At 45.3% G+C, this 18,314-nt stretch carries 22 protein-coding genes; 13 read left to right on the plus strand and 9 right to left on the minus strand.

Annotation, left to right across the window (positions count from 1 at the left end; translation table 11 throughout):
* Positions 1-10 precede the first annotated feature (10 nt).
* Genes rfbA through waaC form a run of 3 tightly spaced genes read left to right on the plus strand, consistent with a single transcriptional unit; the run spans position 11 to position 2,582 of the window.
* Complete coding sequence (gene rfbA / locus FD968_RS01330; protein ID WP_215366948.1) at positions 11-949, plus strand: glucose-1-phosphate thymidylyltransferase RfbA; 939 nt, start codon at positions 11-13, stop codon at positions 947-949.
* Complete coding sequence (gene rfbC / locus FD968_RS01335) at positions 949-1,524, plus strand: dTDP-4-dehydrorhamnose 3,5-epimerase (RefSeq protein ID WP_215366950.1); 576 nt, start codon at positions 949-951, stop codon at positions 1,522-1,524. The genes rfbA and rfbC overlap by 1 nt, the downstream gene beginning before the upstream one ends.
* A complete protein-coding gene (gene waaC, locus FD968_RS01340) occupies positions 1,524-2,582 on the plus strand; it encodes a lipopolysaccharide heptosyltransferase I (protein WP_215366952.1) in 1,059 nt (352 codons plus the stop codon). The genes rfbC and waaC overlap by 1 nt, the downstream gene beginning before the upstream one ends.
* On the opposite strand, the gene FD968_RS01345 is transcribed toward waaC, so the two are convergent.
* A complete protein-coding gene (locus tag FD968_RS01345; protein WP_251367595.1) occupies positions 2,563-4,191 on the minus strand; it encodes a TolC family protein in 1,629 nt (542 codons plus the stop codon). The genes waaC and FD968_RS01345 overlap by 20 nt on opposite strands.
* 108 nt (positions 4,192-4,299) lie before the next feature.
* On the opposite strand from FD968_RS01345, the gene FD968_RS01350 reads away from it, so the two are divergent.
* The 4 genes from FD968_RS01350 to trmB are packed head-to-tail and all read left to right on the plus strand — an operon-like array spanning position 4,300 to position 7,400.
* The gene (locus tag FD968_RS01350) at positions 4,300-5,145 is read left to right on the plus strand and encodes an undecaprenyl-diphosphate phosphatase (RefSeq protein WP_215366954.1); all 846 of its coding nucleotides are present in this window, start codon (positions 4,300-4,302) and stop codon (positions 5,143-5,145) included.
* A 21-nt stretch (positions 5,146-5,166) separates the two neighbouring features.
* Entirely contained in the window at positions 5,167-5,625 is a 459-nt protein-coding gene (locus FD968_RS01355) for a DUF2721 domain-containing protein (RefSeq protein ID WP_215366956.1), read from the plus strand.
* 22 nt (positions 5,626-5,647) lie between these two features.
* On the plus strand, positions 5,648-6,583 hold the full coding sequence (locus FD968_RS01360; protein WP_215366958.1) for a UDP-glucuronic acid decarboxylase family protein: 936 nt from the start codon (positions 5,648-5,650) through the stop codon (positions 6,581-6,583).
* Position 6,584: 1 nt separating this feature from the next.
* Positions 6,585-7,400, plus strand: a complete 816-nt coding sequence (gene trmB, locus FD968_RS01365) for a tRNA (guanosine(46)-N7)-methyltransferase TrmB (RefSeq protein ID WP_215366960.1) — start codon at positions 6,585-6,587, stop codon at positions 7,398-7,400.
* Between the two features lie 22 nt (positions 7,401-7,422).
* Here trmB and FD968_RS01370 read toward each other — a convergent pair whose 3' ends face one another.
* The 4 genes from FD968_RS01370 to ribBA all read right to left on the minus strand — a co-directional run bounded on the left by FD968_RS01370 (position 7,423) and on the right by ribBA (position 11,211).
* Positions 7,423-8,895: an NAD-dependent succinate-semialdehyde dehydrogenase gene (locus FD968_RS01370; RefSeq protein WP_215366962.1), complete on the minus strand. Its 1,473-nt coding sequence runs from the start codon at positions 8,893-8,895 to the stop codon at positions 7,423-7,425.
* Positions 8,896-9,007: 112 nt separating this feature from the next.
* Entirely contained in the window at positions 9,008-9,529 is a 522-nt protein-coding gene (nusB, locus tag FD968_RS01375; protein WP_251367596.1) for a transcription antitermination factor NusB, read from the minus strand.
* An 8-nt stretch (positions 9,530-9,537) separates the two neighbouring features.
* Entirely contained in the window at positions 9,538-10,050 is a 513-nt protein-coding gene (ribH, locus tag FD968_RS01380; RefSeq protein ID WP_215366964.1) for a 6,7-dimethyl-8-ribityllumazine synthase, read from the minus strand.
* A gap of 27 nt (positions 10,051-10,077) precedes the next feature.
* A complete protein-coding gene (gene ribBA, locus FD968_RS01385; RefSeq protein ID WP_215366966.1) occupies positions 10,078-11,211 on the minus strand; it encodes a bifunctional 3,4-dihydroxy-2-butanone-4-phosphate synthase/GTP cyclohydrolase II in 1,134 nt (377 codons plus the stop codon).
* A 123-nt stretch (positions 11,212-11,334) separates the two neighbouring features.
* Here ribBA and FD968_RS01390 point away from each other — a divergent pair, with 123 nt between their 5' ends.
* From FD968_RS01390 to FD968_RS01415, 6 genes are read left to right on the plus strand one after another with little or no spacing between them, the layout of a single operon-like run.
* On the plus strand, positions 11,335-11,673 hold the full coding sequence (locus FD968_RS01390; RefSeq protein ID WP_215366968.1) for a hypothetical protein: 339 nt from the start codon (positions 11,335-11,337) through the stop codon (positions 11,671-11,673).
* Entirely contained in the window at positions 11,603-12,235 is a 633-nt protein-coding gene (locus FD968_RS01395; RefSeq protein ID WP_215366970.1) for a hypothetical protein, read from the plus strand. The genes FD968_RS01390 and FD968_RS01395 overlap by 71 nt, the downstream gene beginning before the upstream one ends.
* A complete protein-coding gene (locus tag FD968_RS01400) occupies positions 12,232-12,561 on the plus strand; it encodes a hypothetical protein (RefSeq protein ID WP_215366972.1) in 330 nt (109 codons plus the stop codon). The genes FD968_RS01395 and FD968_RS01400 overlap by 4 nt, the downstream gene beginning before the upstream one ends.
* Positions 12,554-13,108 carry a Tfp pilus assembly protein FimT/FimU gene (locus FD968_RS01405; RefSeq protein WP_251367597.1) on the plus strand — a complete coding sequence of 185 codons (555 nt, stop codon included), beginning with the start codon at positions 12,554-12,556 and terminating at the stop codon, positions 13,106-13,108. Before FD968_RS01400 ends, FD968_RS01405 begins: the two co-directional genes overlap by 8 nt.
* Before the next feature lie 16 nt (positions 13,109-13,124).
* Complete coding sequence (gene ribD, locus FD968_RS01410; RefSeq protein ID WP_215366974.1) at positions 13,125-14,240, plus strand: bifunctional diaminohydroxyphosphoribosylaminopyrimidine deaminase/5-amino-6-(5-phosphoribosylamino)uracil reductase RibD; 1,116 nt, start codon at positions 13,125-13,127, stop codon at positions 14,238-14,240.
* Positions 14,241-14,260: 20 nt separating this feature from the next.
* Positions 14,261-14,878: a riboflavin synthase gene (locus FD968_RS01415; protein ID WP_215366976.1), complete on the plus strand. Its 618-nt coding sequence runs from the start codon at positions 14,261-14,263 to the stop codon at positions 14,876-14,878.
* A gap of 21 nt (positions 14,879-14,899) precedes the next feature.
* On the opposite strand, the gene queC is transcribed toward FD968_RS01415, so the two are convergent.
* The 4 genes from queC to tolB form a co-directional block, all read right to left on the minus strand.
* Positions 14,900-15,643 (minus strand): 7-cyano-7-deazaguanine synthase QueC, encoded by a 744-nt coding sequence (queC, locus tag FD968_RS01420; protein ID WP_215366978.1) that lies wholly within the window; start codon positions 15,641-15,643, stop codon positions 14,900-14,902.
* Positions 15,644-15,646: 3 nt separating this feature from the next.
* Positions 15,647-16,378, minus strand: coding sequence for a tol-pal system protein YbgF (gene ybgF / locus FD968_RS01425; RefSeq protein ID WP_215366980.1), 732 nt, complete (start codon positions 16,376-16,378; stop codon positions 15,647-15,649).
* Entirely contained in the window at positions 16,379-16,882 is a 504-nt protein-coding gene (gene pal, locus FD968_RS01430) for a peptidoglycan-associated lipoprotein Pal (RefSeq protein WP_215366982.1), read from the minus strand.
* Positions 16,883-17,006: 124 nt separating this feature from the next.
* Complete coding sequence (tolB, locus tag FD968_RS01435; RefSeq protein ID WP_371817752.1) at positions 17,007-18,314, minus strand: Tol-Pal system beta propeller repeat protein TolB; 1,308 nt, start codon at positions 18,312-18,314, stop codon at positions 17,007-17,009.

Below are 18,314 nucleotides of genomic sequence, written 5' to 3' on the forward strand. Positions count from 1 at the left end.
AGGAATCAAGATGGCAGATAGCCTTACAAAAAATCGCAAGGGAATCATATTGGCTGGTGGGTCGGGCACACGCCTTTATCCAGTCACGCAGGCGGTTTCTAAACAACTGATGCCGGTGTATGACAAGCCGATGGTGTATTACCCATTGACCACTTTAATGTTGGCGGGAATACGAGATATCTTATTAATCTCCACTCCACATGACACGCCACGCTTTGCAGAATTGCTGGGTGATGGCTCTCAGTGGGGTCTCAATATTGAATATTGTATGCAGCCCTCGCCTGATGGTCTGGCTCAAGCATTTACTCTTGGAAAAAACTTTATTAATAATCACCCAAGTGCATTAGTGCTTGGGGATAATATTTTTTATGGCCATGAGTTAGTAGCCAACCTTGAAAGTGCAGATAAGCGTGACAACGGTGCAAATGTGTTTGCTTATCATGTAACCGATCCAGAGCGCTATGGTGTAGTCGAGTTTGACAAAAGTCACAAAGCAATTTCAATAGAAGAAAAGCCAGCGCAGCCTAGAAGTAATTATGCGGTTACAGGCCTCTATTTTTATGACAATCAAGTATGTGATATAGCCAGCTCAATTAAGCCAAGTGCCCGCGGTGAGCTTGAAATTACAGATGTCAATCGCATCTATCTAGAAAAAGATCAACTCAGTGTTGAGATCATGGGCCGTGGTTTTGCTTGGCTAGATACCGGAACCCATGACTCTTTATTGGATGCCGCTGGTTTTATTGCGACCTTGCAAAAACGCCAAGGATTGATGGTTGCTTGCCCTGAAGAAATTGCCTATCGTCAGGGTTGGATTGATGCTGAGGCTGTCCAAAAAGTAGCTTCACAGTTGAGTAAAAGTGGTTATGGTCAGTATTTAATAAAGATTCTGAATGAAATGAAAAGTGGTGCGCAACCTACTACTTTGATATCTAAAAAGGCGATTTAATGCCTGACTTTAAACAGCATCCTAAAATTACCGTAACGCCTACATCAATTGATGGTGTTTTGATTATTGAGCCCAAGGTATTTGGTGATGAGCGTGGCTGGTTTACTGAATCCTTTAATGCGCTGGATTTTTCAGATGCAACGGGCCTAAATGTAGAATTTGTACAAGATAATCATTCTTTCTCTCGCCAATTTACATTGCGTGGCATGCATTATCAGTTAGAGAACACTCAGGGCAAGTTAGTGCGAGTCGTATCTGGAGCTGTTTATGATGTGGCAGTAGATCTCAGAGAGAGCTCACCAACCTATGGCAAGTGGATGGGCCTAGAGTTGAACGCAGAAAATCATCAGCAGTTATGGGTTCCAGCTGGATTGGCTCATGGATTCTTAGTTCTTTCACCAACTGCGGAGTTTTTATACAAAACCACCGACTACTATCACCCTCAAAGTGAGATTTGCTTGGCGTGGAATGATCCCGCGGTTGCAATCCAGTGGCCGCTTCCATTAGATTCAAGGCCTAATCTCAACGCTAAAGATTCGGCAGGCCTTTTTTGGGGTCAAGCCCCGAAGTTTTAATGATTGATTCAAGTACATCTCCCAAGATATTGCTGGTTAAGTTGTCATCGCTTGGTGATGTGCTGCATAACTTACCAATTGTTCGGGATATTCGGGCGCGCTTACCTAAAGCACAAATTGATTGGGTGGTTGAAGAAGGGTATGTCCACCTCTTAACGCCGTTACTAAGCAGTGAGGGCTTTAGGGGTATCGATCGCATTATTCCTTTTGGTCTGCGTCGCTGGAAAAAATTACCCTTTAGCTTGCGTTCTTGGGAGCAATTTTTTGCATTTAAGAAAGAGCTACAAGAGGTGACTTACGACGTCATTATTGAAACTCAAGGATTAATAAAGTCGGCGTTAGTCTGTGCTCTGGCTAATAAAAGTTCGCATGCTGTGGTGGCAGGACTTGCAAATGCTACTGAATTTTCTGGGTATGAGCCAATAGCGCGGGCATTTTATAACCAGTCGGTTCAAGTCCCATTTCAGTGTCATGCAGTTGATCGCTCACGTTATGTCACTTGCTCAGCTCTGGGCTGGCCACTGATCGATAGGTCTGAAACAGCCAAGTTTTATCCTGCAAGTTTTATAGATGATATTTCTGACATGGCTGCAAGAGGTTTGCAGAAGCCTTATGTTTTATTTTTTCATTCCACTGCCCGAGAGGCTAAGCGTTGGGGTAATGCGCATTGGATTGAATTAGGCAAAAAGCTTGCGGTGCTTGGCTATCAAATTGTGCTTCCCTGGGGTAGTGTTGCGGAGAAGGTAATTAGCCAAGAACTAGCACTACAAATTCCAGGATCCATTGTGCCCAATGCTTTCTCTATTGAGGAGGCTTTTTCTGTAATTGCTAATGCCGCTCTGGTAGTGGGGGTGGATACCGGCCTTACTCATTTAGCTGCTGTTCTGAATAAGCCGACTGTGGAGATTTATTGTGACTCGCCAAGATGGAAGACCGAGGGTTACTGGTCTAATCAGATTCGCAATACTGGGGATATTCAAGCGCCACCAACGGCAGATGAAGTTATTGCAGCTTCTTTAGAGCTGCTGAGCCAATCTATTAGCGCAACAAAGAGTTAATTGCAATTAAGTCTTCATCGGTGAGCGCTGCGGCATGTGCCTTTAACTTGATTGCATTGAGTATGGTGTTATAGCGAGCTTGTTGCAGCTGTGATCTAGTAGTGATCAGAGTATCGAGCGCAATCAAGACATCAATGTTGATTAAGGTGCCCACCTGAAAGCCAAGCTTGCTGGACTCAAGCGCAGAGTTTGAGGAACGCTCAGCAGCTTCATAGGCTTTAACGCTTGCTAAACCACCATAAAAACCAGTAAACGCAGTGCGCGTACTTTGGGCTGCAGTTCGACGTGCGTTGTCGTAGTTTGCTTTTGCTGTGTCTAGCAATGCCGCATTCTGTCTGATGACTGAACTATTGAATCCACCTGATACTAGCGGGATCGTCATCTGTAATGCAACGGTATTGTTATAGATATTTGTTTGTGAAGGGGTTAGGCTATTAGCAGTGCCATTAGAGGTGTTGTAACCAGCTGAGCCTATAAAACTTAATGAAGGGTAGTTCAGTGCTTGCGAAGCCCGATAAGTACTCTCAGCAAGACTTACCGATAGCTGGCTTGCCAGTACGTTGAAATTCGCCGCTTCTGCTTGATTAATCCAGTCATCTAAAGTTTGACCAGGGGGTAGCGCCGGATTCACGCTTTCAGCAATTGGGATCCCTTTGCCATCCTTAGATTTGGAGCGCGGGTCTTTGAGGACTCCATCAATCTTCGCGTCTTTTATCAATGGTTGAAGTGATCCCACAGGGCGCCCAACTAATTGCTCAAGCGCACCCCTTTTGACAATAAGGTCTGCTTGGGCAGCTATTTCTTGAGAATTTGCTAAATCTAGGGCGGCTTGTGCAGTATTGACATCCACAATGGTTGCAAGACCAGCATCAAACTTTGCCTGAGCGACATCTAGCTGCTGTTTAATTAAACCTTTTTTATTGCGAAATAACTCAACATTATCTTGGCTGGTGAGCGCGTCAAAATACGCTTGAGATACGCGAATAATTAAATCCTGTTGCGCCAAAAAGAAGCGCATATCTGCAATCTTCGTATTTAAGTCACCTTGTTTAAATGCCTCAAGTGCAGCTACGTTAAATACCGGTTGGGTCAAAGTGACCGTATAGCTTTTTTGGTCATACACTCGTGAGCCAGTAATTGCGCCAACAGGAGCATTTCCTGCGGTATGTTGGTAGTAGCGAGTTCCGGCTGGAACAGCACTAGCTTGAGGTAGCAATAGTGATAATCCTTGCCAATAAAGCTCTTTACTTGCCTGGTAATTAAAACGTGCTGCATTTAATACTGGATCACTAAAGGCGGCTTCCTGATATAGCTGGATCAAATTACTCAGTTGAGCTTTGCTGTCGCTTGCTTTGCTGCCTGTGACATTGGAAGGTGCTGAAGTGTTTGGAAGTGCCGGCTTGGGGGGCATTACAAACTGCGGTGGCTGATCCAAGCCTACCAGCGAAGAGGCGCTAATTGGGGTGGGCAAGGCGGACATAGCAGCGCCATTCGGGTTTTGCGCAAATACTGTTGAACCCCAGGAACTCAGGCCGAGCGCTTGGCACAAGATAAGACCAATGGCGGTCTGTCTAGATTGGCGAAAGCGGGGCGGGTTCATCAAATTCATCTACTTTTAAGGTGCATGAAGTTTAAGGCTAAATGGCTTCAGGCGGGTATTTAGACCCCATTTTGCCAAATAAGCTTGAATTATTCATATCCCTATAAAATTTGTCGTATGGATCTTATATTGTTACTGAAAGCAGTCATTCTGGGTGTGGTGGAAGGGTTGACCGAGTTTTTGCCGATATCTAGTACTGGCCACCTTATCTTAGTTGGAGATTTGCTTGATTTCAATGACGAACGGGGAAAAGCCTTTGAAGTCATTATTCAGTTTGGCGCTATTTTGGCTGTTTGCTGGGAGTTCCGAGACAAGCTTCTGAAGGTTTCATCCTCTTTTATGACGAGCGCTAATTCACGACGTTTTGTACTGAACCTCATTATTGCCTCTATCCCTGCGATGGGTTTAGCATTTATCTTTGGCAAACACATCAAAGCAGTTTTATTTTCACCGGTTCCGGTTGCAAGTGCTTTCATTGTTGGGGCGTTGATTATTTTTTGGGCTGAGCGTCGTCAAGAAAAAATCACTACTGCTCACAGTCATATTCATTCGGTAGATGATTTGTCATATTTAGATGCATTGAAGGTTGGTATAGCTCAATGTGCCGCATTGATTCCTGGTACGTCCCGCTCAGGTGCAACCATTATTGGCGGCATGTTATTTGGTTTACCACGTACAGTCGCCACTGAATTCTCATTCTTCCTGGCGATTCCAGTGATTGGTGGTGCAACAGCTTATGAGTTGTTAAAGATCTGGAAAAATCCCGTCGCGATTTCTAGTGAATTTACTATTGCCATTGCAGTTGGTTTTATTGCTGCATTTATTTCAGCCTTTATTTGTGTGCGCTGGCTGATTCATTATGTGGCGCATCATAATTTCATACCCTTTGCCTGGTATCGCATTGTTTTTGGTGTGTTGGTGCTAATAACTTCATACAGCGGCTTAATTGCCTGGTCTCATTAATCAAAGAACTGAGAATTTAATATGGACGTATCAATAGATGCAATTACAAATAACATTCAGTTAGCTTTGGCCCCGGTGTTTTTGTTAACGGCTGTGGCTACTCTAATTAATGCAATTTCCACCCGCTTAGCAAGAACGGTGGATCGTATGCGCGCAATCCAAAACGCTATTTACGATGGCAAAATTAATGATAAAGCAGCACTGAAGCATATGGAGATTGAGGCTAATGAGGCTAAGATTCGTGGGCGCCTCTGTACTGCAGCCATCTTTTTTGACGTCTTGAGTGGTGTTTTTATCTCTCTGACTGTTCTTGAGTTATTTTTCTTTCAGGCTGGGGCCGTCCGCTCTTTGCAAACAAGTTATGTGATTTGGACCTTCGTATTGGGTCTGATATCCTTCATGACATCTCTATCAATTGTTCTAGCCGAAGTAGTGTATGCCTACAGATCTGCAGGTTGGAACTCCCCAAGAAGCTATTAATACATTTCCTAATATTAAAAATATGAACAAAATTCTCATCACAGGTGGCGCCGGTTTCTTGGGTTCACACCTCACTGAAAAGCTCCTCAAAGAAGGAAATGATGTACTAGTGGTGGATAACTACTTCACTGGCTCCAAAGAGAATCTTGCACACTTATTGTCCAATCCTCGTTTAGAGCTCATGCGTCACGATGTGACTTTCCCGCTCTATGTAGAAACAAATCAGATCTATAACTTAGCTTGCCCAGCCTCACCAGTGCACTATCAATACGATCCAGTGCAGACAACCAAGACGAGTGTGCATGGTGCAATCAATATGCTTGGCCTTGCTAAAAGAACTCGCGCACGTATCTTGCAAGCTTCAACTAGCGAGGTTTATGGTGACCCAGAGATCCATCCTCAGCCCGAAGAATATTGGGGCAGGGTGAATCCCATTGGTATTCGTTCTTGCTACGACGAAGGTAAGCGCTGCGCTGAAACACTCTTTTTTGATTACAACCGCCAACATAACTTAGATATCAAAGTTGTTCGCATCTTCAATACCTATGGCCCACGTATGCATCCCAATGATGGCCGTGTGGTGAGTAACTTCATCGTGCAAGCATTACAAGGTAAAGACATTACGATTTATGGTGATGGTCAACAAACCCGTAGCTTTTGTTATGTAGATGACCTGATTGATGCTATGGTCAGCATGATGAATTCGGAACAAGGCTTTACTGGGCCGGTGAATATTGGTAACCCAGGTGAGTTCACGATGTTGCAGTTAGCGGAGACGGTTCTGAAGCTCTCAGGCAGTAAATCAAAGATTGTTTATCAACCACTGCCATCCGATGATCCTAAGCAACGTCAACCCAATATTGACTTAGCTAAAGCTAAGCTTGGTTGGCAGCCTAAGGCCCACCTTGAAGATGGCCTTAAAGAGACGATTGCTTACTTTAAAAAGGTTGTAGCCTAAGTTGGTAGACCAAGTAGGGAAAAAAGCAGAGAAGCGATTTGAGCGTATTCGCTCATTTGTATTACGAGCTGGTAGAACTACGGCGGGGCAGCAGCGTGCAATAGATGATCTGGGCCCACGCTTTTTGATTCCCTATCAAGAAAAAACGCTTGATTTAGTTGATACGTTTGCAGGCTCTACCAAGCCTAAGATTCTGGAAATCGGCTTTGGTATGGGTGAGACCACCGCTCAGATTGCCGCCTTGCGCAGTGACGATGATTTTTTGGCAATTGAAGTGCATCCCCCAGGCGTGGGCGCGCTCCTCAAGTTGATTGGGGAAAATGAGCTTAGTAATTTGCGACTCATTCGCCATGATGCCGTTGAAGTTTTAGAAAATATGATTACCCAAAACTCTTTGGATGGCATCCATATTTACTTTGCAGATCCTTGGCACAAGAAGCGTCATCACAAACGTCGCCTGATACAGGCTGAATTTGTTAGGTTACTGGTAAGCCGTTTGAAGATTGGCGGATACCTGCATCTGGCAACCGATTGGCATAACTATGCAGAACAGATGCTTTTGGTGCTGAATGCTGAGTTAAGCCTTCAAAATACTTCCAGACAGCTCATTAAGATCGAAACCTTTGGTGCAGAAGATATTGCCAAACCAGATGAGTCTGGAAAAGAGTTGAATGAATTTAAGCCATCTACTTCACAACTCAGTGCAGAGCATTTGGGTTATGTTGATAGACCAAGCTATCGCCCAGTCACAAAATTTGAAAACCGTGGCATCAAGCTAGGTCACGGAGTTTGGGATTTAGTCTATAAAAAGAAGTAGGCAAGACTTTGTGGCTCTGCGTTTATAAACCAACGCAGACGTATTTCATCTCGAGGTATTCGTCCATACCGTAGATGCTGCCCTCGCGACCAAGGCCAGATTGTTTCACTCCGCCAAAAGGGGCCACCTCATTAGAGATGAGACCAGTATTGACCCCGACCATGCCATATTCCAAAGCTTCTGCAACCTTCCAGATGCGACCAATGTCGCGGCTATAGAAATAAGAAGCAAGACCAAATTGACTATTGTTTGCTAGCGCGATCACTTCTTCATCGGTTTCAAAAGGAATAATCGGTGCAACCGGGCCAAATGTTTCTTCATGGGTAATCAGCATCTGATTGTTGACGTTGGATAGGATGGTGGGCTCATAGAAGTTTTTAGATGCAAAACTTTTCTTGCCCCCAGTAACCAGTTTGGCGCCTTTGCTAAGGGCATCAGCGACATGTTTCTCCACTTTTTCTAAGGCAGCAGCTTCAATTAGTGGGCCTTGAGTAATGCCTGGCTCCATGCCATTACCCACTTTAATTGTGGCGATAGCCTTGGCAAATTTTTCAACAAACTGATCTTGAACTTTTTTATGGACATAAAAGCGATTGGCGCAAACACAGGTCTGTCCAGAGTTGCGGAACTTGGACGAGATGGCGCCAATGACAGCAGCGTCAATATCGGCATCGTCAAACACAATAAATGGGGCATGACCTCCCAACTCTAGAGCAAGCTTCTTAACAGTTGGGGCACACTGTTCCATCAAAATACGTCCTACCTCAGTAGAGCCTGTGAACGAAAGGTGACGAACCGTTGGTGAGGCGCATAGTGTTTTTCCAATCACAATGGATTGATTTGCATCAGCAGTAACAATATTAATAACCCCGTCAGGAATTCCGGCGCGTATTGCAAGTTCTGCTAGAGCTAATGCGGAAAGGGGTGTGAGCTCTGCTGGTTTGATCACAATCGTGCAACCTGCAGCCAGTGCGGGTGCAATTTTGCGTGTAATCATGGCAATCGGAAAGTTCCATGGGGTAATGGCAACACAAACGCCGATCGGCTGTTTGAGTACCATCATGCGCTTATCGCCCCAAGTGGTTGTTGGAATTGAGCCAGCAACGCGTTTTGCTTCTTCGGCAAACCACTCGACAAAAGATGCGCCATAGGCAACTTCACCCGATGCTTCTGCTAAAGGTTTGCCTTGCTCTAATGTCATGAGGGTGGCGAGATCTTGCGTGTTTTCAATAATGAGATCAAACCACTTGCGCATGATTTGGGCACGTTCTTTACCTATTTTGTTGCGCCAGGCAGGGAGCGCTTCCTCAGCCGCCTTGATAGCGAGTTCTGCATCTTTGCTACTAAGGTTGCTCACCGATGCAATTACTTCGTCAGTAGCTGGATTAGTGACGTCAAAGGTAGTTTGAGAGCCAACCCATTTACCGTTGATAAAAGCGTGCTCTTTGAGGAGGCTTGGATCTTTTAGAAGGCTACGAATATCAATTTTTTGCATGATGCGCTTTTTCCGATCAGAGGGGTATGCAGTACTGAATGATTTTATCCCTAGAAAGAAAAAAGCCCCACAAGCTTTTACTCGTGGGGCTAATATCGCTAAATGAAGTGGCCTAGCCTGCTTGTGTTTCGACAGTACGTAGTGTTTGGGCTAAAAGATCAAGAACGCCATTGACGTATTTATGGCCATCAGTGCCACCAAATGTTTTGGCGAGCTCAACCGCCTCATTAATAGCCACCTTATAAGGTACAGACAGGTCAGCAGCCAACTCATAAGTACCGATTAAGAGAGCAGCATGCTCTACCGGAGAGAGTTCATTAATCGGGCGGTCTAATGCAGGGGTAATAATGGCCTCTAGTTCGTCGGTACGATCTAATACGCCTTGAAAAATACCATTAAATAGCTCGAGTTGGCAGCGCTTGAAAGCAGGGTCTTCCGCCAGCTGTTTAGCGATAGCTGCACTATTGGGAAGGCTGCCAGCACGACGCACAACTAAGCTTTGATACACGCCTTGAAGTGCATATTCGCGCGCGCGACGACGTGGCGTCAGAGAGCGCTTTGGTGTGGCTGACTTGGAGTCAGAATTATCCTTGCCAGGCTGTCCTTGGGAGGGGTTTAGAGTAGATTTGCTCATATCAATGATCACTCTTCGCCGTTCTTCATTTCAAAATCAATGTCAGGAGTCAGTGCTAAAGCGAGATTGGCCATTTCTACAACCGCTTTAGCGCAATCAGCACCCTTCACATTCACGCGCACTTGAGCTTGCTCATCGGTATCGCAGGTAAGCACTCCATTGGCAATAGGGAGGCCAGAATCAATCGAGATGCGCGTAATGCCTGAGGCTGATTCGTTGGACACCAGCTCAAAGTGATAGGTCTCGCCACGGATGACTGCACCTAAGGCTACCAGCCCATCAAACTCACCAGTTTCAGTGAGCTTTTGTAGAGCGAATGGAATTTCTAATGCACCAGGAACAGTCACTAGCTTGATATCGGATTGGGATACGCCCAAAGCAATTAATTCATTGATACAAGCATTTGTGAGTGCTAGACAATGATCTTCATTGAAGCGCGCCTGCACGATACCGATGCGCAAATCTTGGCCATTGAGGTCTGCTTCTAATACACCTACAAAGTCGTTATTCGAATCGGTCATGATGAGTTTCTAGTGGATTAAAAGGTATTACTTGGGCTGATAAGGAGTGTAGCCAGTCACTTCAAGCTTGTAACCGGAAAGATTGGGTACTGGGCTTGGATTGGCTAATAAGCGCATCTTGCCTACACCTATGTCTTTGAGAATCTGTGCACCGATGCCGTAACTGCGGAAATCGGTTTTACGAGCGAGGGGTTTTTTGATCTCATCTTTTGATTGATTCAGTTTTTGGAATTGCGCTAACCAGTCTTCGTCATTAGGCGCTGCAATACCAGAAGCATTCAGCAGAACCGCAACTCCAGCTGGTGCCGAGGCTAGCTGTTGTAAGGCTTGTGCCAGTGGCCAGGAGTGGGTGCTGATATTGGAGTCTAAAAAGTCTAAAACAGTAACAGGCTCATGAACACGTACTACGGTTTCTTGCGCTTCAGAAGGCTTGCCATGAACGAGCGCAATGTGAATGCAAGAGCTTGGGGTATCGCGATAAATGATGCCATCAAATTTTCCCCATGGCGTGACAAATTCACGAACGCCTTCGCGCACCACAATACTTTCATGTTGGCTACGATATTTAATGAGATCGGCAATGCTACCAATCTTGAGTTGATGTTCTTTTGCAAACTCAAGTAAGTCTGGTAAACGCGCCATACTGCCATCATCTTTCATGATTTCACAAATCACAGATGTTGGAGAACAGCCTGCCATTGCAGCAAGATCACATCCTGCTTCGGTATGGCCAGAACGAATCAGTACGCCGCCAGGTTGTGCCATCAAAGGGAAGATATGTCCGGGTTGAACTAAATCGCTTGGTTTAGCATGAGGCGCTACAGCAGTCTTAATAGTAAGTGCGCGATCTGCTGCGGAGATACCAGTAGTGACACCACTGGCGGCTTCAATCGATACTGTGAAATTGGTCCCCATCGAGGTACCGTTATCACGGACCATCAACGGTAAATTGAGTTGCTGACAACGCTCACGAGTGAGGGTGAGGCAAATCAAGCCGCGACCATGTTTGGCCATGAAATTGACGGCCTCAGCGCTAACGTGATCGGCAGCCAAGACTAAATCACCTTCATTTTCGCGATCTTCTTCATCGACCAGAATGACCATCCGGCCAGCACTGAGCTCGGCGATGATGTCTTCTGTGGAGGCAAGGGTATTTGGCATAGCCCTCTATTTTAAGCCGAGCAGGCGATTGTCGTTAGCCTCCCACAGGAATCTTTTAGATTTCAGACAGCAAGAGCCTCTGAAGCCTGTTTTAGTGCCTAACGAAGCCCTAGAAAATGTCGTATGCGCCTGATCTCCCCGGATACCCAGAATGGATTCATCTTGCTAGAGGTTTTGGTGGCAATGGGGCTCATTTTAGGGGTTTGGATGACTTCGATAGGCGCTTATCAAGGTTTAGCTCTGCGCTTGGCTCAGCAAGAAAGTAAACGGTTCCAACTTAGGCAGGCTTTTGACATCTATGAACTTGCAGAGCAAGTTAGAGCCAATAAAAATCAAACCAATCTTCCCAACGTCTCCAGCATCTCCAATGTTTCTTCTAAGGGCATAAAGAATGAATCTTCTCGAGTGTCTAGTCGGAATCGCTCTGTGCATCCTGTTACTAAATCCACTTTTAAAAACTAGTGCCGACTTATTAGTCAAGCAAATTGAATATGAAAAATCTCAAGCTCTAGCATCGGAAGCAGAGCGCGCGCTAGAGTTGATAGGTCGATCGATTCGCATGGCAGGTTATCAAAATATGAAATCTAAGCAACAAAGAAATAACGGAAAAAATAATGCTCTAGCACTTGAAGTGCAGAAAGGAATTGGATACCAGAGATCGGATTACTTAACTACGAGACATGAACTATCGGATGGCGTCGATTTTGATTGCATTGGAAATAGATTAACAAGTGATCGCCTAAAAAATAATCTAGCGCTTCAAGGTTTTTTCGTCGATAAACAAGCTGGCTTTCCAAAAGGGGTAAAGGTGAATGGGGGCTCATTGATGTGCCAGTCCTTAGATCGTCAAGGACGCATACAAAATACGACCTTAGCAAATGGCGTCAATGCTTTTATCGTTGATGAGCTAAAAAGCCAATCAGTAGAGGGACAGAAAGCCTTTAGAGTCAGGCTTGAAATGACGGATGGTGCCTTGATTCAGAGAGATTTCGAGCGCACTTTCACCACAAGAAATCTGCCATGATTTTAGTTTGGGCGATTTCATTAATATTGTTGTGTTCATCCTTGATTGTGTCTTTAGAGCGATTAACGGCGATGCGATTGATTGAGGTGAAATCAATTGAATTTTCTCAAGAAAGATTTATGGCTGCAGAAAAATCAGTTCTTCAATGTGAAAGCAATATCACGAACTTATCTGCCTTAACCGAACATCCTTGTTTTATTCAGCCCGCAGGCAAGAATCAATGGTTAATTTCCAGCAAAGAAAAGCCTGCTATTCAAGTGCATGTCTTGGTCGATGAAAAATCTGGTGCTGTGACTCGCCTCAATTGGCGTCAAGCATTTGAATAAATACCACCATGAATCAGGCGCCAGTTTGCTAGAGATGATGGCAGTGATTTTAATCATTGCCATCACAGCAACAATCTCGATGCCGCTATTGCAAGAGAAGATCGCTGCCCGAGAAATTGACTCTATTGCCAGAAGGTTCATTGCGCATGCCCACTTTGCTCGTCAACAGGCATTGCACCTTGGTGAGTCTGTGAGGTTGGCGCCAAGATTGGATGGTCAATGGGATAGTGGTTGGACTTTAACAAGTGGATGCATGGGGAAAAAAATCCGAACAGATTGCATCGCCAAAGTGTGGTTTTCTCAAGAAGAGACACCCCCCATTTTCTTTAAGGGCGCAGGCAAGCACTTTATTGATCCACATACAGGTAAAGCGAGCCTTCTTTTTAATGCTGCTGGGGCTGCTAAAACAGCCCAAGGGGGATTTGTGGCCAATCGTCTGATCTTGGGCCACAAAAGGGTTCCAAGCTTAGAGCGCCAACTGATATTGGGTAGTGGTGGGCGTTGGCGTATCTGCGACCCTTCTCAGGATGCAAAGCATTGCCATTGAATGGTTTAATAGATGCATGTACACCGCTGTTGATCACCAATGGATGGGCGAGGCATTAGCCGAGGCTCAAAAAGCACTTTATTTGGCTAACCCCAACCCTAGGGTAGGCTGCGTCATCGTTAAAGATGGGCAAGTTATTGGGCGTGGATTTACTCAGCGTGTTGGCGGTCCGCACGCTGAGATTCAAGCGCTTGCAGATGCAAAATCAAATGGACAAGATCCGGCTGGCTCAACTATCTACGTCACATTAGAGCCATGTAGTCATACTGGCCGAACGCCGCCATGTGTTGATGCCTTGATTGCTGCAAAGCCTGCCAAAGTCATTGCTGCAATGGGCGACCCTAACCCCCTCGTCTCAGGAAATGGTTTGGAGAAATTAAAAGCTGCTGGTATCGAAGTGCAGTGTGGCCTGATGGAATCAGACGCCCAAACTTTAAACCGTGGATTTATTTCCAGAATGACTCGTGGTCTGCCATGGGTGCGCTTGAAGATTGCCGCAAGTCTTGATGGAAGAACCGCCTTGCCCAATGGCGAGAGTCAATGGATAACGGGATCACTTGCCAGGGCTGATGGACATCACTGGAGAGCACAAGCTTGTGCAATTGTGACTGGAGTAGGCACTGTTAAAGAAGATGATCCCTCTTTGAATGTGCGAGAAGTTCAAACGCAACGTCAACCATGGCGAATTATTGTGGACTCTAAATTAGAGACGCCACTAGCTGCCAAGATTCTGAATCACGTAGATCCATCTGGCGTCATGATTGTTTGTGCAAATTTGAATAGTTCAGAAAGCCAAGAGAAAGCTAGGGCATATGAGGCAAGGGGCATTGAAGTCATTGCCATGGCAAATGAATTTGGGAAAGTAGATTTACCCAAACTCTTTGCTTATCTTGCCCAAGAGCGTGAAATGAATGAAATTCATGTGGAATCTGGTTTTAAGCTCAACGGCTCGATGCTTAGGGAGGGTTGCGTGGATGAGCTCTTGCTGTACTACGCACCATTCTTCCTGGGGGAAGGTATTGGCATGGCAAATCTTCCGGCATTACCGTCCCTAAAGTCGCGCCAAGACTGGAAAATCATTGAGCAGGGCTTAATTGGTGAGGATTTTAGGCTCAGATTAATCAAGTCTTAGATACGAACTAAAATCATCCTATGTTTACTGGAATCATTACTGCCGTTGGTCAAATCAAAAGTGCTCAAGCAAAAGGCGATGGCTTGCATTTGCTGGTTGAAGTTCCATCTGGTTATTTGGATGATGTAGCGCTCGGCGATAGCATTGCGATTCAGGGCGCTTGCATGACCGCCACTCAGTTTGATGGCAACACTTTCGCTTTGGATATTTCTCGTGAATCTTTAAATAAAACAGTTGGCCTCGATAAAGTTGGCCCAGTCAATTTAGAAAAGGCACTTCGTTTAAATGATCGTCTTGGCGGTCATTTGGTAAGCGGTCACGTAGATGGTGTTGGTAAGGTGGCGCACTTTGCTCAAGTAGCTCAAGACGCCTATGGCTCTTGGCTTTTGAGAATCGAAGCCCCAAAAGAATTAGCCCCATTCTTAGCTTACAAGGGTTCGATCGTTGTGAATGGTGTATCACTCACTGTTAACAAAACAGAAGATGCTGCTAATGCTTGTTTAGTTGATATTAATTTGATCCCACATACTTTGCAAAGTACAACACTGGGAAATTTGAAGCAGGGCGATGCTGTCAATCTAGAAATTGATCTGATTGCGCGCTATGTTGCGCGTATGCTTGAGACTCAAGCTAAATAAATTCTAAAACTAACTTTTACTTTATTTGTTCTTGCGATATCGCGTTGGGTCGCTTACGTTGGCTTGCTTAAAACCAATTTGCCTTAAGCGGCAAGATTCACATTCACCGCAGGCTTCACCTAAATCATTGGCTTGATAACAAGAGACAGTTTGCGAGTAATCCACTCCAAGAGTACTGCCTAGCTGAATAATTTCAGCTTTAGTCAGATTGATAATGGGGGCGTGAACTCGGAAGCGATTTTCATTATTGACTGCTTCTACGCCTGCTTTGGTGGCTAGGTTGGCCATCGTTTCAAAAGAGGCAACATATTCTGGGCGGCAGTCAGGGTAGCCAGAGTAGTCCACCGAATTTGCGCCATAGAACACATCTAAGCCACCAAGCGATTCTGCCCAACCCAAGGCAAGCGATAACAAAATCGTATTGCGCGCTGGCACATAAGTGACTGGAATTTCTTGATCTTTGCCTGGGGTGATGGGTACGGCGATAGAGGAATCTGTCAATGCAGAGCCACCAAAGCGGGTTAGGTCTAAGTTCACGACTTCATGACGAGCAACGCCAACTTGCTTGGCAATATGTTTTGCAGCAGCTAATTCGGAAGAGTGGCGTTGACCATAGCCTACTGATAGCGCATAGGGGGTGTACCCCAAATCTTTGGCAAGCGCTAAAACAGTCGTTGAATCCAAACCACCAGAAAAGAGGATGACTGCAGGTGCTCCAGGTTTACGTGGAGCAAGATTTGCAAATGCTGCAGACAACTTAGACATGGATTACTTTGTAGCGGCTAGAAGCTGCTGAGCATCTTTAGCAGAATCAGTATCTGGGTACTTTGCAATGATCTCGCTAAATGTTTTCTTGGCGGCTACTTTATTCCCACTCTCTAATTGAGAGTTGCCTAATGTCACCATTGCCGAGGGAATGCGTGGATGATTGGGATATTTCTTGATCAGACTTTGTAATTGGCTGATCGCACCAGCGTAATCTTTGTTGGCGTACTTGCTGTTACCGCTCCAATAGAGGGCGAGAGGTAGATAAGGACTCTTGGGATATTTAGCAGAAAATGCAGCAAAACCATCCTCAGCCTTTTTCAAGTTACCTGCCTGAAATGCTTTTAAAGCATCGTCATACGCTTTTTTCTCACCAGGCTGGACAATTCCGCTGACACCTTCAATGGTGATTGTGCGTGGCTCAAAGTTGCCTAAACGGGTATCTAAATCTTGGTAGTAAGTTTTTTGGCTAGAAGTAATGTCTTCGCCTTGTTTCTCAAGCTCTTCTACTTTCCCACGCAACTCTGCATTCTCAGTTTTGAGCTTATCAATTTGGCTTTGGAGCTCAAGCTGGGTGGTGGCCAAGGATTTACGTAAATCCAAAATCGCCTTGCGGGCCTCGTCATCAGAGAATAGCGCCCAAGCACTATTAGGGGCACTTAAGCAAACTAGTGTCGCACTTAAACAAAACGCTCGTGAGAGCGTTTGTTTGTATGTCTTTAAAGAGATGATCATTTAGTTCGTGATGTAAACAATGTCAGCGCGGCGATTTTGTGCCCAAGCAGCTTCATTGTCACCCTCGGCTTTTGGTTTTTCTTTGCCGAAGCTGACTGCTTCCATTTGGTCGTCAGAAACACCCATCAAGTTCAATGATTTACGAACAGCATCAGAACGACGCTGGCCTAATGCCAAGTTGTATTCAGCTGTGCCACGCTCATCAGTGTTACCTTGAATAATAATCTTTTGTTTAGGATTGGCTTTTAGGTAGCTTGCATGTGCAGACAACATCTTTTGATACTTAGTCTGTACTGTGAATTCATCAAAGCCAAAGTAAACACTCTTCTCAAAAAGTGGGCTCTTAGGATCGTTCCAAGGTTGTGAGCCAAAGTTGCCACTACCACCGCTTCCGTTAGCGCCGTCAGTGTCATCTAGCTTGACGCTAGAGCAAGCTGCCATCAAAAATGCAGTTGCTCCAATTAATGCCAGGGTGGCTGCACGGCGTGCGATAGAAACTTTCATGATTTTCCTTTTCCTACAAGCTCGGTAATAAATTTCATACGTAATTGAGTGGGCATATAGCCTATAGATAATATTATGCCCCCAAGAGCCTCAAAAGTGCCTATTTCGCCCTGAAAAAGGGCATTTAGTCCATGAAAGGACCCCAAGAAGGCTGACGTACATCAGATCCTGGGATGCTCAGTACCTGCTTAGAGTTGCCGTCCACTGAAACGGCTGCCAATACGCGCTTGCCATTGACTTTCGTTGAGTAGAGTACGTAGCGACCGTTTGCCGCGAAGGACGGAGATTCATCGCTACTGCCATCAGTTAAAGCTTGAGCATCACCCGTAGCCAAATTCAGAATATAGAGACGATATGCGCCACCAATATTGGCGATATAGGCTAAATATTTTCCATCTGGAGAAATTCTGGGCGAAGTAACAAAGCCTTGTTTGAAGGTCACGCGTTTAGCGCCTTCAACTTGCTCACCCTCCGCACTCATGCGATAGATTTGTGGGTTACCACCGCGATCGCTTGTGAAATAAATATAGCGCCCATCTGCTGAGTACTGCGGCTCTGTGTCAATGGTGCTACCGCGAGTTAAACGATGCAATCCGGTACCGTCAGCGTTGATACCGTAAATTTGAGTATTGCCATCTTTAGAAAGCGATATAGCTAATTTCTTACCATCAGGCGACCAAGCTGGCGCACTGTTATTCCCCTTTTGATTAGAAAGAGCAATGCGTCGACCCGTTGCAAGTTCATGAACATAAATGACTGGCTTGCGATCTTCAAACGAAACATAAGCTACTTTCTTACCATCAGGAGACCATGATGGAGAAATAATTGGCTCGCCGCTATTCATGGCATTGCGAATATTTTGGCCGTCTGCGTCAGAGATCACCAGGCGGTAGCGCTTGCCATCCTTGATGACATAAGAGAGGCGGGTAGAGAAGACGCCGCGCTCACCTAGAAGTTTAAAAATAATGTCGTCTGCAATTTTGTGTGCAGCTGCACGTAAATTATCAGCGCTGGAGTTGAGGTTCAGGCCGCCTAGACTTTGTGATTTACGAATATCAAATAGTTTGTAGCGAATCTCAAATTGCTCGTTACCCGTTTGCACCACAGAACCCACAACTAAAGCATCAGCACCGCGTGCTGCCCAAGACTTGTAATTTGGTGTTCCATCATCGTTCTCTACAGCATTGCCGTTCTCAGTATTTTTAAAGTAACCACTACGTGCTAAGTCTTGACGAATGATTTCAGTAACACTTGTGGGTAATTTATTTTCGTCTTTAAAGCGCATCACAGCGATTGGATATAGAGATTGACCTACGCCGGTAATTTCAATATTCATTTGCGCGAACGCAGAAGTTGTAAGCCCAAAGGTGAAGACGGCAATAGCAATGCCAAGGAGACGTAATTTCAAAACCATTTTTTTGATCAACTGCAA

This window comes from Polynucleobacter sp. AP-Titi-500A-B4, assembly GCF_018688095.1.
Classification (GTDB): Bacteria; Pseudomonadota; Gammaproteobacteria; order Burkholderiales; family Burkholderiaceae; genus Polynucleobacter.

What these genes read in the sequence shown, in the direction of transcription:
- rfbA (WP_215366948.1), top strand. Translation starts at nt 11, where the DNA reads ATGGCAGATAGCCTTACAAAAAATCGCAAGGGAATCATATTGGCTGGT.
- rfbC (WP_215366950.1), top strand. Translation starts at nt 949, where the DNA reads ATGCCTGACTTTAAACAGCATCCTAAAATTACCGTAACGCCTACATCA.
- waaC (WP_215366952.1), top strand. Translation starts at nt 1,524, where the DNA reads ATGATTGATTCAAGTACATCTCCCAAGATATTGCTGGTTAAGTTGTCA.
- FD968_RS01345 (WP_251367595.1), bottom strand. Translation starts at nt 4,191, where the DNA reads ATGAATTTGATGAACCCGCCCCGCTTTCGCCAATCTAGACAGACCGCC.
- FD968_RS01350 (WP_215366954.1), top strand. Translation starts at nt 4,300, where the DNA reads ATGGATCTTATATTGTTACTGAAAGCAGTCATTCTGGGTGTGGTGGAA.
- FD968_RS01355 (WP_215366956.1), top strand. Translation starts at nt 5,167, where the DNA reads ATGGACGTATCAATAGATGCAATTACAAATAACATTCAGTTAGCTTTG.
- FD968_RS01360 (WP_215366958.1), top strand. Translation starts at nt 5,648, where the DNA reads ATGAACAAAATTCTCATCACAGGTGGCGCCGGTTTCTTGGGTTCACAC.
- FD968_RS01370 (WP_215366962.1), bottom strand. Translation starts at nt 8,895, where the DNA reads ATGCAAAAAATTGATATTCGTAGCCTTCTAAAAGATCCAAGCCTCCTC.
- nusB (WP_251367596.1), bottom strand. Translation starts at nt 9,529, where the DNA reads ATGAGCAAATCTACTCTAAACCCCTCCCAAGGACAGCCTGGCAAGGAT.
- ribH (WP_215366964.1), bottom strand. Translation starts at nt 10,050, where the DNA reads ATGACCGATTCGAATAACGACTTTGTAGGTGTATTAGAAGCAGACCTC.
- ribBA (WP_215366966.1), bottom strand. Translation starts at nt 11,211, where the DNA reads ATGCCAAATACCCTTGCCTCCACAGAAGACATCATCGCCGAGCTCAGT.
- FD968_RS01390 (WP_215366968.1), top strand. Translation starts at nt 11,335, where the DNA reads ATGCGCCTGATCTCCCCGGATACCCAGAATGGATTCATCTTGCTAGAG.
- FD968_RS01395 (WP_215366970.1), top strand. Translation starts at nt 11,603, where the DNA reads ATGAATCTTCTCGAGTGTCTAGTCGGAATCGCTCTGTGCATCCTGTTA.
- FD968_RS01400 (WP_215366972.1), top strand. Translation starts at nt 12,232, where the DNA reads ATGATTTTAGTTTGGGCGATTTCATTAATATTGTTGTGTTCATCCTTG.
- ribD (WP_215366974.1), top strand. Translation starts at nt 13,125, where the DNA reads ATGTACACCGCTGTTGATCACCAATGGATGGGCGAGGCATTAGCCGAG.
- FD968_RS01415 (WP_215366976.1), top strand. Translation starts at nt 14,261, where the DNA reads ATGTTTACTGGAATCATTACTGCCGTTGGTCAAATCAAAAGTGCTCAA.
- queC (WP_215366978.1), bottom strand. Translation starts at nt 15,643, where the DNA reads ATGTCTAAGTTGTCTGCAGCATTTGCAAATCTTGCTCCACGTAAACCT.
- ybgF (WP_215366980.1), bottom strand. Translation starts at nt 16,378, where the DNA reads ATGATCATCTCTTTAAAGACATACAAACAAACGCTCTCACGAGCGTTT.
- pal (WP_215366982.1), bottom strand. Translation starts at nt 16,882, where the DNA reads ATGAAAGTTTCTATCGCACGCCGTGCAGCCACCCTGGCATTAATTGGA.